Origin of the sequence: Variovorax sp. J31P207 (genome assembly GCF_030316965.1) — a bacterium.
Classification (GTDB): Bacteria; Pseudomonadota; Gammaproteobacteria; order Burkholderiales; family Burkholderiaceae_C; genus Variovorax; species Variovorax ginsengisoli_B.
Map to the genome: position 1 here is coordinate 382,864 of NZ_JASZYN010000004.1, position 14,018 is coordinate 396,881.

Below are 14,018 nucleotides of genomic sequence, written 5' to 3' on the forward strand. Positions count from 1 at the left end.
ATCGACCGGTCAGGCTTCGTTCAGCTTCGGCGACGCATCTGGCCGCGTGCGCCGGTCGGACAGCACCCGAACGAGCGCATCGATCGCGAAGGCCGCCACCCAGCAGAACCATGCGGTCCACAAGGTGTGGCTCATGAAGTGGGCGCCCCGCATCTGCTGGGACAGGCCCAGGGCCAGCCCGGCGACCAGCGTGCAGGCGAACCAGGCCCGCGCGACACCGGGCGAGGCGCGGCGAAAGACGAAGTAGCCGCCCAGGTAGGCGAAGGCCGCCGAGGCATGGCCGGCTGGAAAGCAGTTGCCCGAGCCCCCGTCGCGCACGCCCCAGGCCCAGTGCGACACGTATTGCGCCACGCCGCCGAAGGCCTGGAGATCCCAGGGGCAGCTGGTCTTGCTGGTGAACTTGAGCAGCGAGATGAGGATGACGCTGGCCAGCGCGGTCGCGGCCAGTTGCACCCGCTCGCCCTGGCGCAGACGTCGAAGCAGGCCGACCGGCCACCGGATGGCGGCAAAAAGCCCGATCACCAGCACCCAGCTGAGAGTCTTGGCGCCCTCGTGCATCACCTTGTTCAGGAACCAGTCGTCGCGCCACGGAAAACCCGTCGGCGTGCCTGCCATCCGGGCCAGCACGAGGTCCAGCCCGCTGGCATCCCACAGAAGCAGCAAGCCGAGGGCGACCAGGGTGAGGACGAGCAAGCGGGCGTAGGCAGAGCGAATCATGCGGCGCAAGGCTAGCCCACGGGCATGAACCCAGGCTGAAGGCCGGGCCGGCAGGCTCTAGACTCCTCCTTTTTGAAAGGACGCAGCCGTGCGCATATTGCTGGTCGAAGACGACACCGGACTGGCCGACGCTGTCTGCAGTTATCTTCAGGCAAAGGCCTTCGTGGTCGACGTGGCACCTGGCTTGGCGGAAGCACGCGCCGCGCTGACCGCGGTGCAGTACGCGGCCGTGCTGCTCGACCTGCACCTGGGCGATGGCGACGGCCTGTCGCTGCTGCCGACCATCCGCGCCCTGCGAGAGCGGCCGATCGTGATCGTGCTGACCGCCCGCGACCAGGTGACCGACCGCATTCGCGGCCTCGATGCCGGCGCCGACGACTACCTCATCAAGCCGTACGACCCGGCCGAACTGCTGGCCCGGCTGCGGGCGGTCGAGCGCCGCCGCAGCACCAGCAGCGCCCCCGTGCTGCGGCTCGGGACGCTCGAGATCGACCTGGCGCGCGACCTGGTGCGCAAGGACGGCTTTCCGGTCACGCTGACCCAGAAGGAATGGGCCCTGCTGCGCGTCATGGCGACCCGTCCCGACCGCATCCACACGCGCGAGAACCTGGCCGATGCGCTGTATGGCTTCGGCGACGAGGCCGACAGCAACACGCTCGAGGTCTTCATCAGCCGGTTGCGCCGAAAGCTCGGGCGCAACCACATCCAGACCCTGCGCGGCCTGGGCTACCGGCTCTCGTTCGCACCGGAAGAAGAGCCGGAATGAAGCTCGGGCTGATGCAGCAGGTCGGCTTCGAGCCGCTGGGCCGCCGCGATTCGCTCGCCGGCCGCCTGACGCGCACGCTGATCGTCTGGGTCGGCGGGGTCTGGCTGCTGTGCGTGCTCGGGGTGGTCTGGTATGTGGACCGCGAGATCAACCACAACTTCGACAGCGAGCTGATCGAGGTCTCGCACCGGATGTTCGACATGGCGGTGCACGAGCTCGACAAGCTGCAGAGCGAGAACCCGGATGCGCGGCCGCCCCTGATCGCACCGCCGCAGCTGTACCCGACCGATGCGGTGATCTACCAGGTGGTCAGCCTGCATGAACAGGTGATGCTGCGTTCGGCCGAGGCGCCGATCGACGCCTTCGACGTCCCGCTGGCGGCCGGCTTCGCCAACGCCGAACCGTGGCGCATCTACACCGTGCGGCATCCCACGCGCGAGCTGTTCTTCCAGGTCGCCGATCCGCTGGACGAGCGTCGCACCGCGCTCAACCGGACCCTCTTCGGCCTCATCATCCCGCTCGGCGCCGTGCTGCCCCTGCTGGCGCTGGTGCTGCGCAACGTGGCACGCAACGAATTGCGCGTGCTGCAGCAGCTGGCCGGCGAGATCGAGCAGCGCAGCGGCGCCGACCTGCGCCCGATCCAGCTGGCGGGGCTGCCGAAAGAGCTGCGCTCGGTGGCCGACCACGTCAGCCAGCTGCTGGAACGCCTGTCGCAGGCCCTGGACGTCGAGCGCGCGCTGGCCGCCAACGCCGCGCACGAGCTGCGCACGCCGCTGGCTGCCGCCCGGCTCAGGTTGCAGACCGCGCTCGACCACGACCTGAAGCACGACGACGTGCGGGCCGCGCTCGATGCGCTGCAGATGCTCGGCCACCGGACCGAGAAGCTGCTGCAGTTGTCGCGCGCCGAGTCCGGGGCCTCGCTGACCCGGGCGCCGATCGACCTGGTCCAGCTCGCCGGCACGGTGGCCCAGGAGTTCTGGCAGGATCCGCGCGTCAACGAGCGCCTGTCGCTCAGGGTCCCGGACAGCAAGGCGCCCGTGACGCTCGGCGACGTCGACGCGCTCGCGATCGCGCTGCGCAACCTGGTCGAGAATGCCTTGCGCTACGGCCGCGGCCGCGTCGTGGTCGAAGTGCTGGAGCCCTGCACGCTGGCGGTCCGCGACTTCGGACCCGGCGTCAGCGCGGAGCAGCTGCGCACCCTGCAGCATCGCCATGTGCGCCACGGTTCCGACCGCGCCGGCTATGGGCTCGGGCTGTCGATCGTCGGCACCATCGTCGACAAGCTGGGCGCACGGCTCGAGCTGAGCTCGCCGCCGTCGGGGGCACCCTCGGGTTTCGAAGCGCGGATCGCCCTGCGCCCGGCTTGAGGCTTTCCGGTCATCGGTGCGCCTTGATGGACGCCACGATGCCCAGCACGAACAGCAGCGCGGCCAGCCATTCGGTCGCCAGCGGCCAGCGTCCGTCCCACATGAACGCATAGAGCAGCGCGAACAGGGTCTCGCTCACGATCAGCTGACCGCAGAGGCTGGCCGACAGCCGCTGGCTGGCGACGTTCCAGAGCACCGTGGCCAGCCATGACGAGCCGATACCCCCGGCCAGCGCCAGCAGCAGGAACAGGCCGCCATTGGGCTGCGCGCGCATTGCCTGGTGGCTGGAACCCGCCAGCAGCCACAGCACGGCGGCGCCCAGCCCGGTCGCGATGCCGAGCCAGTTCGCCCAGTCGGCGGCGTGGACCTCGGGGTGCCGCCGCAGCCAGGCGGCATTGAGCAGTCCGAAGGCGGTCCAGCTCGCCATCGCCAGCAAGGCCAGCAGCAGGCCCCAGCCGAAGCCGGCGCCGCCCGCGGCCTCGACGCCGCTCTGCGGCCATGCCGCCGCGACCATCAGCCCGATGCCGGCGGCGGTCAGCGCCAGGCCCGGCACAAGGGCCCGCAGCGCCAGGCCCGCAGGCCGGCCCAGAAGCATCATCCAGACCGGGATGGTGCCGATGATGAGGCTCGGCACCGCGGTGCCCGCGCCTTCGATCGCGAAGGCGAGCAGCACGTAGTAGCCGGTGAAGCCGAGCACGCTGAGCGCGAGCGCCGCGGCCGCCTGCCGCCCGCTGGGCCAGCGCCGCAGCGCCGGCCGGGTGGCGACGGCCACCCCGGCGACCGCCCCGAAGACCAGGAAGCGCGCGGCCGCGATATCGACCATGCCGAAGTTGCCCACCATGCGCGGCGCCACGAACACCAGGCCCCAGAGCGCCCCGGCGGCCAGCCCGGCGGCGACGCCGGCGAGCGCCCGCGGTGTCAGAGCGCGAACCCGTCGTCGGCCGCAATCACGGCGCCATTGACGAAATGGCTCTGGCCGCTGGCCAGCAGCACGATCAGCCCGTCGAGGTCCTCGGGCTTGCCGACCCGCTTGCGCGGCAGCATGCCGACCAGCTTCTGGCCACCGTCCGTGACCCAGTGCTCCTCGTTGAGCTCGGTGGCGATATAGCCCGGACACAGCGCATTGACGTTGATGCCGAAGCGGCCCCACTCGAGCGCCATGGCCTTGGTCATCTGCACCAGCGCCGCCTTGCTCATGCAGTAGACGCCGATCTGGGGCAGCACCTTGAGCGCCGCCACCGAGGCGATGTTGATGATGCGCCCGCCGACGTAGGTGCCCGGCGCCGCCCCCTGGGCGCGCGCCAGCATGCGCTTTCCGATCTCCTGGGCGACGAAGAAGGACCCCTTGACGTTGGTGTCGAAGATGAAGTCGTAGTCGTCGACCGACACGTCCTGCAGCCGCCGGGTGTGGCTGACGCCGGAGTTGTTGACCAGCACGTCGATCGGCCCGACCTCGGTCTCGGCCCGCGCCACCGCCGCCTTGATGCTGCCGAGGTCGGTGACGTCGAGCTCGACCACGTGGGCGTCGCCGCCCTCGCCTTCGATGCGGGCGCGCAGTTCCTTCAAGCGGTCGGTGTTGCGGCTGGCCAGCACGACGGCGGCGCCGGCGCGCGCCAGCGTTTTCGCGAACTGGGCGCCGAGACCGGTCGACGCGCCCGTGACGAAGGCGACGCGGCCGGAAAGATCGATGCTGTAAGCCATGGGAAAAGCTCCTGTGGGAGTCGCCGAGGCGACGCCCCGGCGCGCGGGCGGGTGACGCATAAAATGGCCCGGCCCGCCGCGGTGCCTCGCACCCTCAAATCATTATCGACGAGACCCCCACATGACGAATGACGAAATCCTCGCCCAGTTCGGCCCCCGCGAATCCATGGAATACGACGTGGTCGTGGTCGGCGCCGGCCCCGGCGGCCTGGCCACAGCGATCCGCCTGAAGCAGCTGGCCGCCTCGCACGGCAAGGACATCTCGGTGGTGGTGCTCGAGAAGGGCTCCGAGCCCGGCGCGCACATCCTGTCGGGCGCGATCATGGATCCGCGCGCGCTCTACGAGCTGCTGCCCGACTGGGAAGAGCTCGGGGCGCCCCTGAACCAGCCGGTCACGCGGGACACCTTCCTCATGATGACCGAGACCGGCGCCACCCGGACGCCCAACTTCATGCTGCCGAAGAACTTCCACAACGAAGGCAACTACATCGTGAGCCTGGGCAACGTGGTGCGCTGGCTGGCGCAGCAGGCCGAGGCGGCGGGCGTCGAGATCTTCGCCGGCTTCCCGGCGGCCGAGGTGCTCTACACCGACGACGGCAAGGTGCGCGGCGTCGCCACCGGCAACCTCGGCATCGGCAAGGACGGCGAGCCGACCGAGAACTTCCAGCTCGGCATGGAGCTGCACGCCAAATACACCATCTTCGCGGAGGGCGCGCGCGGCCACCTGGGCCGCCAGCTGATCGCCAAATACAAGCTCGACGACGGCAAGGACCCGCAAAGCTACGGCATCGGCATCAAGGAGCTGTGGGAGATCGACCCGGCGCGCCACGAGCCCGGCCTGGCGGTCCACACGGCCGGCTGGCCGCTGCCCTCGGACACCTACGGCGGTTCGTTCCTGTACCACGCCGAGAACAACCAGCTGATCATCGGCTACGTGGTCGGGCTCGACTACCAGAACCCGTACATGAGCCCGTTCGAGGAGTTCCAGCGCTTCAAGACCCATCCCAACATCCGCTGGTACTTCGAGGGCCAGGACAAGGGCCTGAAGGCCCCCAAGCGGCTGAGCTACGGCGCCCGGGCGATCACCGCGGGCGGCCTGCTGTCGCTGCCCAAGACCGTGTTCCCGGGCGGCGCGCTGGTCGGCTGCGAGGCCGGCTACCTCAACGCCAGCCGCATCAAGGGCAGCCACGCCGCGATCAAGACCGGCATGCTGGCCGCCGAGGCCGCCTACGAGGCCGTGATGGCCGGCCGCCAGCACGACGAGCTTTCGGCCTACCCGGCCGCCTTCGAGAAGAGCTGGCTGCGCACCGAGCTCAACAAGGCGCGCAACTTCAAGCAGTGGTTCAAGAAGGGCCTGGCGGTCGGCACGGTGATGACCGGCATCGAGCAGCTGGTGCTGCGCGGCCACATCCCGTGGACCATCCACCGCCACCAGCCCGACAACGAGCGGCTCAAGCCGGCGGCGGCGTCCAAGAAGATCGCCTACCCGAAGCCCGACGGCAAGCTCACCTTCGACCGGCTCTCCTCGGTGTTCATCAGCAACACCAACCACGAAGAGAACCAGCCGGCGCACCTGACGCTGAAGAACGCGGCGGTGCCGACCACCATCAACCTGCCCGAGTACGCCGGCCCCGAAAGCCGCTACTGCCCGGCCGGCGTGTACGAGTTCGTGCCGGACGCCGAGGGCAAGGAAAAGCTGCAGATCAACGCCCAGAACTGCGTCCACTGCAAGACCTGCGACATCAAGGACCCGACCCAGAACATTGTCTGGGTCACGCCCGAGGGCGGCGGCGGTCCGAACTACGTGGGGATGTAAGCCTCGGCGGTCTCCTCCGGGAGGCCGCTGGCCGGGCTACTTGCCCACCAACTGCGTCAGCCGCTCGGCCTCGAAGCACTCGTCCCGGGCCGCGTCGCCCGGCACGCAGTCCTTCTTGCCGGGCTGCTTCGACAGCGCCTCGATGGCCTGCCAGAGCAGCGCGATCTGGTGCTCCTGGCCGGCGGCGTTGTCGATCAGGCCGCGCATCGCGAGCGACAGCGGGTCGTCCTCCAGCGTGATGCCGTAGGCCGAGAACTTGCTCTCCGTGCCCGTGACATCGGCACTGGTGTCCGATTTCGACGGGATGATGCGGGCCGGAATGCCCACCGCCGTGGCGCCCGCGGGCACCGGCTTGATGACCACCGCGTTGCTGCCGATCTTGGCGCCGTCGCCCACCACGAAGCCGCCGAGCACCTTGGCGCCGGCGCTGACCACGACGTTCTTGCCCAGGGTCGGATGCCGCTTGGTGCCCTTGTAGAGCGAGGTGCCGCCCAGGGTCACGCCCTGGTAGATGGTGCAGCCGTCGCCGATCTCGGCGGTCTCGCCGACCACCACGCCCATCGCATGGTCGAAAAAGACGCGGTCGCCGACGACGGCGCCGGGATGGATCTCGATCCCGGTCAGCCAGCGCGACACCTGCGAGACGAAGCGACCGACCCACTTGAGCCCATGGCCCCAGCACCAGTGCGCCAGGCGATGCAGCGCCACGGCATGCAGGCCCGGGTAGAGGGTCAGCACCTCCCAGCGCGTGCGGGCCGCCGGGTCACGGTCGAGGATGCACTGGATGTCGGAGCGCAGGCGCGAAAACATGCTTTGTCGTTATATCGATAGGGGCTGAAAGTCTAAGCCGCCGGGTCTTCGCGCACCGCGGATGGGGTTTTCGGGGCGCCCGGGCGGCCCTGGGCCGCTTCTGTCATGGCCTTGGCGATGCCGCGCAGGATGTGGATCTCCTCCGGCGTCGGCCGGGCCCGGTTGAAGAGCTGCTGCAGCCGCGGCATCAGCTTCTTGGGCGCCTCGGGGTCGAGAAAGCCGATGTCGACCAGCGACCGCTCCCAGTGGTCGAGCATGCCGGCCACCGCCCGGGCGTCGGCCGCGGCCGGCGCCGGGGTGGCGTCGCGCACCCCGTAGCCGCCCAGCGCCAGCCGCCATTCGTAGGCGATCACCTGGATCGCGGCGCCCAGGTTCAGCGAGCCGAATTTAGGGTCGGTGGGGATGCTGAGCGCGACGTTGCAGCGGTAGACGTCCTCGTTGCGCATGCCGAAACGCTCCGAGCCGAACAGGAAGGCCACGTGCTGCGCCTCGCCGCCGGCCAGCGGCTCCAGGTGCTCGCGCGGCGTCCGGGTGGGCGGGCCGAAGTCGCGCGGGATCATCGCGGTGGCGCACAGGTGGGTGACGCCGTCGAGCGCCTCGTCCAGCGTCTCGACGATGCGGGCGTTGTCGAGCACGTCGAGCGCCCCGCTGGCGCGCTGGATGGTCTCCTCGCGCCGCAGCACGTTGGCCCAGCGCGGCGCCACCAGCACCAGGTCGTCGAAGCCCATGGTCTTCATGGCGCGGGCGGCGGCGCCGACATTGCCGGCATGGCTGGTCTGGATCAGGATGAAGCGGGTGCGCATGGCTGCGGGTAAAATCCCATGATTCTCGCCGCCCGCATCGCCGGGCCGCTTTTCAGGGGGCCACCGCATCAACCGATCGCCCCTTTTCCGTTCTTCACACAATTCATGTCGTCCCCCAACCTGCACCCCATGCTCAACGTGGCCGTCAAGGCCGCCCGCGCCGCCGGCGCCATCATCAATCGCGCCGCGCTCGACGTCGAAGCGGTGCGCATTTCGCAAAAGCAGGTGAACGACTTCGTCACCGAAGTCGATCATGCGAGCGAGCGAGCGATCATCGAGACGCTGCTCACCGCCTACCCGGGGCACGGCATCCTGGCCGAGGAATCGGGCACCGAACACGGCGCCAAGGATTCCGACTACGTCTGGATCATCGATCCGCTCGACGGCACCACCAACTTCATCCACGGCTTCCCGGTCTATTGCGTGTCGATCGCGCTCGCGGTGCGCGGCAAGATCGAGCAGGCGGTCATCTACGACCCGAGCCGCAACGACCTGTTCACCGCCACCAAGGGCCGCGGCGCCTTCATGAACGAGCGCCGGATCCGCGTCAGCAAGCGCACCCGCCTCAACGAATGCCTGGTCTCGACCGGCTTCCCGTTCCGCACCGGCGACAACTTCAAGCAGTACCTGGCGATCATGGCCGACCTGATGCCGCGCATGGCCGGCCTGCGGCGCCCGGGCGCCGCGGCGCTCGACCTGGCCTATGTCGCGGCCGGCTTCACCGACGGCTTCTTCGAGACCGGCCTCAACATCTGGGACGTGGCGGCCGGCTCGCTGCTGGTCACCGAGGCCGGTGGCCTGATCGGCAACTTCACCGGCGAGCCCGAGTTCCTCGACCAGCGCGAATGCCTGGCCGGCGCCCCGCGCATCTACGGCCAGCTGGTGCCGCTGCTGGCCAAGTACTCCAAGTTCGCGGGCCTCGACGACAAGCTGCGCGCCAGCGACCGGATGCGCGCGGTCGACCCCTCGGCCCAGGGCGGCGACACCTACGCCCGCAGCACCATCGACGCCACGCCGGCCGCGGCGCCCGAGACCGAGCCGGCCGCCGAGGCGGCGCCGGCACCGCGCAAGCTCACGCGCATCCGCCGCGAAGTCCCCGTGGCGCCCGCCGAGGGCGACGCCGCCGCGAAGTGATGGAGGCGCCCCGCGCGGCCGCCGTCCGCAGCCGTGCCGCCCTGCGCGTGGCGCTGGGTCACTACATCGCCAACGGCATCTCGGTGGCCTTCGGGCTGCTGCTGATCTCCGGCGGCGTCCACCTGGTGCTCGGAACCCTCGCGGCGTCGGCCGCCTCGGTCGGGGTCATCGTGACCGCACCACCCGATCTGCCCGCCCCCCGCCGCGGCAAGCTGCTGCAGATGCTGCCGGCGCCGCTGATCGGGCTGCCGCTGTTCTTCCTGGTGCAGCTGCTGCACGCCAAGCCGCTCGAACTCGGCCTGCTGCTGGTGCCGGCCACCTTCCTGGCCTTCCTGGCGATGGCCTGGGGCAAGCGGGGCATCCCGATCGCGATCGCCGTGATGTTCTCGATGATCTTCTCGATGGCGACGCCGAAGCCCGACGACATGGCCGAGGCGGTGCAGCGCACGCTGTACTTCGGCCTCGGCGCCGGGCTCTACGTGATCTACGCGGTGCTCGCCAACCTGGCGCTCAACGCCCGCTACCGGGTGCAGGTGATGGCCGACCTGCTGCTCTCGCTGGCCGCCCTGATGCGGACCGAGGCGCGCCAGTTCACGCCCCGCGACGACTCCGGCGACATCCGCGAGGTGCCGGCCTCGCTGCTCGGCCAGCTGCTGCGCGAACAGGCCGCGCTGGCCGACCTGCTGCAGGCGGCGCGCGACATCGTGCTCGAATCGCCGCGCACACCCTACCGGCAGCGCCTCGCCGGCATGCTGATGACGGTGCTCGAACTGCGCGACCTGCTGCTGGCCAGCGAGCTCGACCTCGACGCCCTCAAGACCCATCCCGGCCATGCGGCGGCGCTGGTGGAGATGCGCCGCATCCTGGAGGCCCTGGCCGCCGACACCGCGGCGCTGGCCGACGCCCTGCTGCTCGGGCGCCCGCCGGCCACGGTGCCCGACCGCCGGCGCGAACTGACGGCGATCCACCTCGACGAGGACGCGGCGCCGCGCAGCTACACCGGCCCGACGCCGGCGATGCTGGCGCGCGGGCTGGCCAGCCGCATCGGCCACATCAACGACGAGGTGCTGCGCCTGTCGGCGCTGGCGCGCGGCGAGCGCGAGCCCGATCTGGCGGTGGTGCGGGCCAGCTGGCAGATGTTCGTGAGCCCGACCGAATGGTCGCTGCGGCCCTTTCTCGCGCTCTGGCGCTGGGACGCGCCGCCGCTGCGCCATGCGATCCGCGCCGCGCTGGCGATCGCGGCCGGCTACGGCATCGCGCTGGCCCTGCCCTGGGGCTCGCACGACTACTGGATCCTGCTGACCATCGTGGTGGTGCTGCGCGGCAGCCTCTCGCAGACCCTGGAGCGGCGCAACAGCCGCGTGGCCGGCACGCTGCTGGGCTGTGTCTTCGCGGTGGCGCTGCTGTCGGCCCATCCATCGCCGCTGACGCTGCTGGCCGGCATGACGCTGGCGCAGGCGATCGCCCACGGCTTCGCGGTGCGGCGCTACCTGATCACCGCGGTCGCGGCCACTGTGCTGGGCCTGGTCCAGGCCCACATGCTGAACACCGGCATGAGCACCACCTTCGCACTGTTCGAGCGGGTCGCCGACACCCTGATCGGCGCCGCGCTGGCCTGGGCCTTCTGCTACGTGCTGCCGTCCTGGGAGCGCGGGCAGATTCCGGCCCTGGTGGCGCGGGTGCTCAACGCCCAGGCGCGGCACGCGCGGCTGGCGCTGGGGCTGGGCCAGCTGCGCTCGGTCGGCGTCAGCCCCGAGCTCGAATGGCGGCTGGCCCGGCGCGAGGCCTACGACAGCCTGTCGGCCCTGGTGCAGGCCACGCAGCGCTCGCTCTCGGAGCCGCGCGCGGTGCGGCCCCCGCTCGAGCCGCTCGAGCACCTGCAGGCCCACAGCTACCAGCTGCTGGCCCAGCTGAGCGCGGTCAAGTCGATGCTGGTGCTGCGGCGCGACCGGCTGACGCCGGCCGAGATCGAAGGCCCCCTGGCCCGCACGGCCCAGCGCATCGAGGCCAGCATCGGCGCCGCACCCACCAGCGGCCCCGTGATGCCCGAGGGCGCGCCCGCCACCACGCTGGCTGGCCCGATCCCCCTGCCCGACCCCTTCGACAACGACGTCACGCCCTGGCTGCTGCGCCGGCTCGATCTCGCCACCGGCATCGCCGCCCAGCTGCGCGACGACGCGGCGCGCATCCTGCAACCCGCCGCCGAGGACAGCCCCCAGACCGCCTCATGATGACGACCTTGCTCGCCTATCCGTGGTCCGCCCCGCTGCTCGCGGCCTTGCTGGCGGTGCCGCTGGCGCTGCTGGGCCACCGCCTCGCCGGCCTGGTGCTCGAGCGCCTCACCCGCTCGGTGCCGACGCTCCACGCAACCCTGATGGCGATCAAGCGGCCGGCGCTGTTCGTGCTTCCGCTGGTAGCGCTGCAGCTGGTCTGGCAGGCGGCGCCCGAGGACCTGCGCTTCGTCGGCAACGTGCGCCACCTCAATGGCCTGGCGCTGATCGGGGCGGCGACCTGGCTCGCCGTGCGGGCGGTCAGCGGCTTCGCCGAGGGCATGGTGAGGCAGCATCCGTCGGACGTGCGCGACAACCTGCAGGCACGCCGCATCCTGACCCAGGCGCGGGTGCTGGCGCGCACCGCCAACACGGTGCTGGTGGTGGCCGGGGCGGCGTTGATGATGATGACCTTCCCGGGCGCGCGCCAGGTCGGCGCCAGCCTGCTGGCCTCGGCCGGCGTGATCGGCATCGTCGCCGGCCTGGCCGCCAAGCCGGTGTTCAGCAACCTCATCGCCGGCCTGCAGATCGCGCTGGCACAGCCGATCCGCATCGACGACGTGCTGGTGGTCGAGGGCGAATGGGGTCGGGTCGAGGAGATCACCGGGACCTTCGTCGTGCTGCGCATCTGGGACGACCGCCGGCTGATCCTGCCGCTCACCTATTTCATCGAGAAGCCGTTCCAGAACTGGACCCGGCACGACTCCCAGCTGCTCGGCTCGGTCTTCGTCTACGCCGACTACGGCATGCCGCTGGCGCCGCTGCGCGCCGAGGTCGAGCGCATCGTCAAGGCGGCGCCCGAATGGGACGGGCGCTTCTTCAACCTGCGCGTGACCGACGCCACCGAACGCACCATGCAGATCCGCGTGCTGTGCACCGCGGCCTCGTCGGCGCTGGCCTTCGACCTGCGCTGCACGGTGCGCGAGGGACTGATCGCCTTCATGCAGCGCGAGTACCCGCAATTCCTGCCACGGATGCGGATCGAGGGCGACGACGCCCGCCCGGCGGTGCCGGCGGCGCAGCCCTGAGCCACGGCATCCGGCTCAGCCGCTGCCGGCGCCGCGCCGCGATCGGTCGGCTTTCGGCAGCACCGCTTCGCCGGCCATGCGTTCGGCTTGCGCCTGCAAGCGCCGGAGCGCATCGTCCAGGCGGGTGGCGGTTTCCTCGTCCAGGGCCCCCAACAGGTCGGCGTTGATCCGCGACACCAGCGGAAACAGCTCGTCGTACAAGGCCTGCCCGCTCGCCGTGAGGCCGAGCAGTACCTGCCTTCGATCGCCCGCCGGGTGCGTGCGCGACAGCAGCCCCTTGGCGACCAGCGAGCCCACCGCCTTCGAGGTCCGGGCCCGGTCGAGCTGGGCACGCCCGGCCAGCTGCGAAGAACTCAGCTCGCCGCGGCTGGCCAGCGTGGCGATCAGCCGCCACTCGCGCCGCGTGATGCCGAAGCGCCCTTCGCACAGGCGGATGACCATGCTGCCGCCGACCGCGATCAGCCGCGACAGGCGGTACAGCAGCAGGTCGTCCAGGGGTCGGCGTGGCGCGCTCACACTCATCTAGTGGTAAATCCTTGGAATGGTTGATTAGAACAATCGAATGGCACGACTCTAAAGTCGATCCAAAGGAGACACGCACACATGCATCACGCATTCGACCGCCGCCGCGCACTCGCGGCCCTGGGCGGCCTGGCACTGGCGCCCCTCGCTCGCGCTCAGGCATTCACCCCCGGCCAACCGATCAAGGTCCTGATCGGCGTGCCGGCCGGCGGCACGCAGGACGTGCTGACCCGCGCCATCGCCCACGAGGTGCGCGATTCGCTCGGTCCGCTGATCATCGACAACCGCTCCGGCGCCGCCGGCCGCATCGCGGCCGAGGCGGTGAAGAACGCCGCGCCCGACGGCCGCACGCTGCTGCTCGGCACCGCCAGCATGATGGCGATGTTCCCGAGCGCCTACCGCAGCCTCTCGTACGACCCGATCAAGGATTTCATCCCGATCGTCAACGCGGCCCGCTTCGAGCTCGCGCTGGTGGTGAGCAAGGACGTGCCGGCCAACACGCTGGCCGAGTTCATCACCTGGGCCAAGGCGCAGGGCGACAAGCTCAGCTTCGGCTCGTACGGCGCGGGCACGCCCTCGCACTTCCTCGGCGAGATGCTCAATCGCTCGGCGGGGCTGAAGATGGTCCATGTGCCGTATCGCGGCTCCACGCCGGCGCGGCAGGACGTGATGGGGGGCCAGATCCCGGTGTATTTCGACACCGTCGGCGGCGCGCTGCAGATGCAGCCCGGCGGCCGCGTGAAGGTGCTGGCGACCAGCGGCGAAAAGCGCTCGCCGCTGATGCCCAACCTGCCGACCTTCACCGAGGCCGGCCTCAAGGACGTGGTTGCGACTGCCTGGTTTGCCTACTACGCGCCGCTCAAGACGCCGCAGCCGATCGTGGACAAGCTGCGGGCCGAGTTCACCCGCGCGGTCAATTCGCGCGAGGTGCGGCAGCAACTGCTGCAGAACGGCATGTATCCGGTGGGCGATGGCCCCGACGCCTTGTTGAAGACAATGCGCGAGGACACCGCCCGCTGGGGCGGCATCATGAAGGCCGTGAACTTCCAGGCCAACGACTGACCTTGCCTCGCATCGGAGCTCC

At 70.4% G+C, this 14,018-nt stretch carries 13 protein-coding genes; 7 read left to right on the forward strand and 6 right to left on the reverse strand.

Features of this window, described 5'->3' with window-relative positions; all coding sequences use genetic code 11:
• Window positions 1-9 precede the first annotated feature (9 nt).
• Window positions 10-717, reverse strand: coding sequence for a phosphatase PAP2 family protein (locus QTI68_RS16390; protein ID WP_286522734.1), 708 nt, complete (start codon window positions 715-717; stop codon window positions 10-12).
• Between the two features lie 88 nt (window positions 718-805).
• Here QTI68_RS16390 and QTI68_RS16395 point away from each other — a divergent pair, with 88 nt between their 5' ends.
• Window positions 806-1,483 carry a response regulator gene (locus QTI68_RS16395; RefSeq protein ID WP_286522736.1) on the forward strand — a complete coding sequence of 226 codons (678 nt, stop codon included), beginning with the start codon at window positions 806-808 and terminating at the stop codon, window positions 1,481-1,483.
• On the forward strand, window positions 1,480-2,850 hold the full coding sequence (locus tag QTI68_RS16400; protein WP_286522738.1) for a sensor histidine kinase: 1,371 nt from the start codon (window positions 1,480-1,482) through the stop codon (window positions 2,848-2,850). Before QTI68_RS16395 ends, QTI68_RS16400 begins: the two co-directional genes overlap by 4 nt.
• Window positions 2,851-2,860: 10 nt before the next feature.
• Here QTI68_RS16400 and QTI68_RS16405 read toward each other — a convergent pair whose 3' ends face one another.
• Together QTI68_RS16405 and QTI68_RS16410 are read right to left on the reverse strand one after the other, a co-directional pair.
• Window positions 2,861-3,691, reverse strand: a complete 831-nt coding sequence (locus QTI68_RS16405) for a DMT family transporter (RefSeq protein WP_503011692.1) — start codon at window positions 3,689-3,691, stop codon at window positions 2,861-2,863.
• 77 nt (window positions 3,692-3,768) lie between these two features.
• Complete coding sequence (locus QTI68_RS16410; RefSeq protein ID WP_353506427.1) at window positions 3,769-4,551, reverse strand: SDR family oxidoreductase; 783 nt, start codon at window positions 4,549-4,551, stop codon at window positions 3,769-3,771.
• Between the two features lie 121 nt (window positions 4,552-4,672).
• Between QTI68_RS16410 and QTI68_RS16415 the strand changes: the two genes are divergently transcribed.
• Entirely contained in the window at window positions 4,673-6,367 is a 1,695-nt protein-coding gene (locus QTI68_RS16415; protein ID WP_286522742.1) for an electron transfer flavoprotein-ubiquinone oxidoreductase, read from the forward strand.
• A 36-nt stretch (window positions 6,368-6,403) separates the two neighbouring features.
• Here QTI68_RS16415 and cysE read toward each other — a convergent pair whose 3' ends face one another.
• The gene (gene cysE / locus QTI68_RS16420; RefSeq protein WP_286522744.1) at window positions 6,404-7,177 is read right to left on the reverse strand and encodes a serine O-acetyltransferase; all 774 of its coding nucleotides are present in this window, start codon (window positions 7,175-7,177) and stop codon (window positions 6,404-6,406) included.
• 32 nt (window positions 7,178-7,209) lie between these two features.
• Window positions 7,210-7,980, reverse strand: a complete 771-nt coding sequence (locus QTI68_RS16425; RefSeq protein WP_286522746.1) for an RNA methyltransferase — start codon at window positions 7,978-7,980, stop codon at window positions 7,210-7,212.
• Window positions 7,981-8,085: 105 nt separating this feature from the next.
• Here QTI68_RS16425 and QTI68_RS16430 point away from each other — a divergent pair, with 105 nt between their 5' ends.
• Genes QTI68_RS16430 through QTI68_RS16440 form a run of 3 tightly spaced genes read left to right on the forward strand, consistent with a single transcriptional unit; the run spans window position 8,086 to window position 12,412 of the window.
• Window positions 8,086-9,114: an inositol monophosphatase family protein gene (locus tag QTI68_RS16430; protein WP_286522748.1), complete on the forward strand. Its 1,029-nt coding sequence runs from the start codon at window positions 8,086-8,088 to the stop codon at window positions 9,112-9,114.
• Window positions 9,114-11,345 (forward strand): FUSC family protein, encoded by a 2,232-nt coding sequence (locus tag QTI68_RS16435; RefSeq protein ID WP_286522750.1) that lies wholly within the window; start codon window positions 9,114-9,116, stop codon window positions 11,343-11,345. Before QTI68_RS16430 ends, QTI68_RS16435 begins: the two co-directional genes overlap by 1 nt.
• Window positions 11,342-12,412: a mechanosensitive ion channel family protein gene (locus QTI68_RS16440; RefSeq protein ID WP_286522752.1), complete on the forward strand. Its 1,071-nt coding sequence runs from the start codon at window positions 11,342-11,344 to the stop codon at window positions 12,410-12,412. The genes QTI68_RS16435 and QTI68_RS16440 overlap by 4 nt, the downstream gene beginning before the upstream one ends.
• 15 nt (window positions 12,413-12,427) lie before the next feature.
• Here QTI68_RS16440 and QTI68_RS16445 read toward each other — a convergent pair whose 3' ends face one another.
• On the reverse strand, window positions 12,428-12,934 hold the full coding sequence (locus QTI68_RS16445; protein ID WP_503011693.1) for a MarR family winged helix-turn-helix transcriptional regulator: 507 nt from the start codon (window positions 12,932-12,934) through the stop codon (window positions 12,428-12,430).
• Window positions 12,935-13,015: 81 nt separating this feature from the next.
• Between QTI68_RS16445 and QTI68_RS16450 the strand changes: the two genes are divergently transcribed.
• Window positions 13,016-13,996 (forward strand): Bug family tripartite tricarboxylate transporter substrate binding protein, encoded by a 981-nt coding sequence (locus tag QTI68_RS16450; protein ID WP_286522753.1) that lies wholly within the window; start codon window positions 13,016-13,018, stop codon window positions 13,994-13,996.
• The last annotated feature ends 22 nt before the right edge of the window (window positions 13,997-14,018 follow it).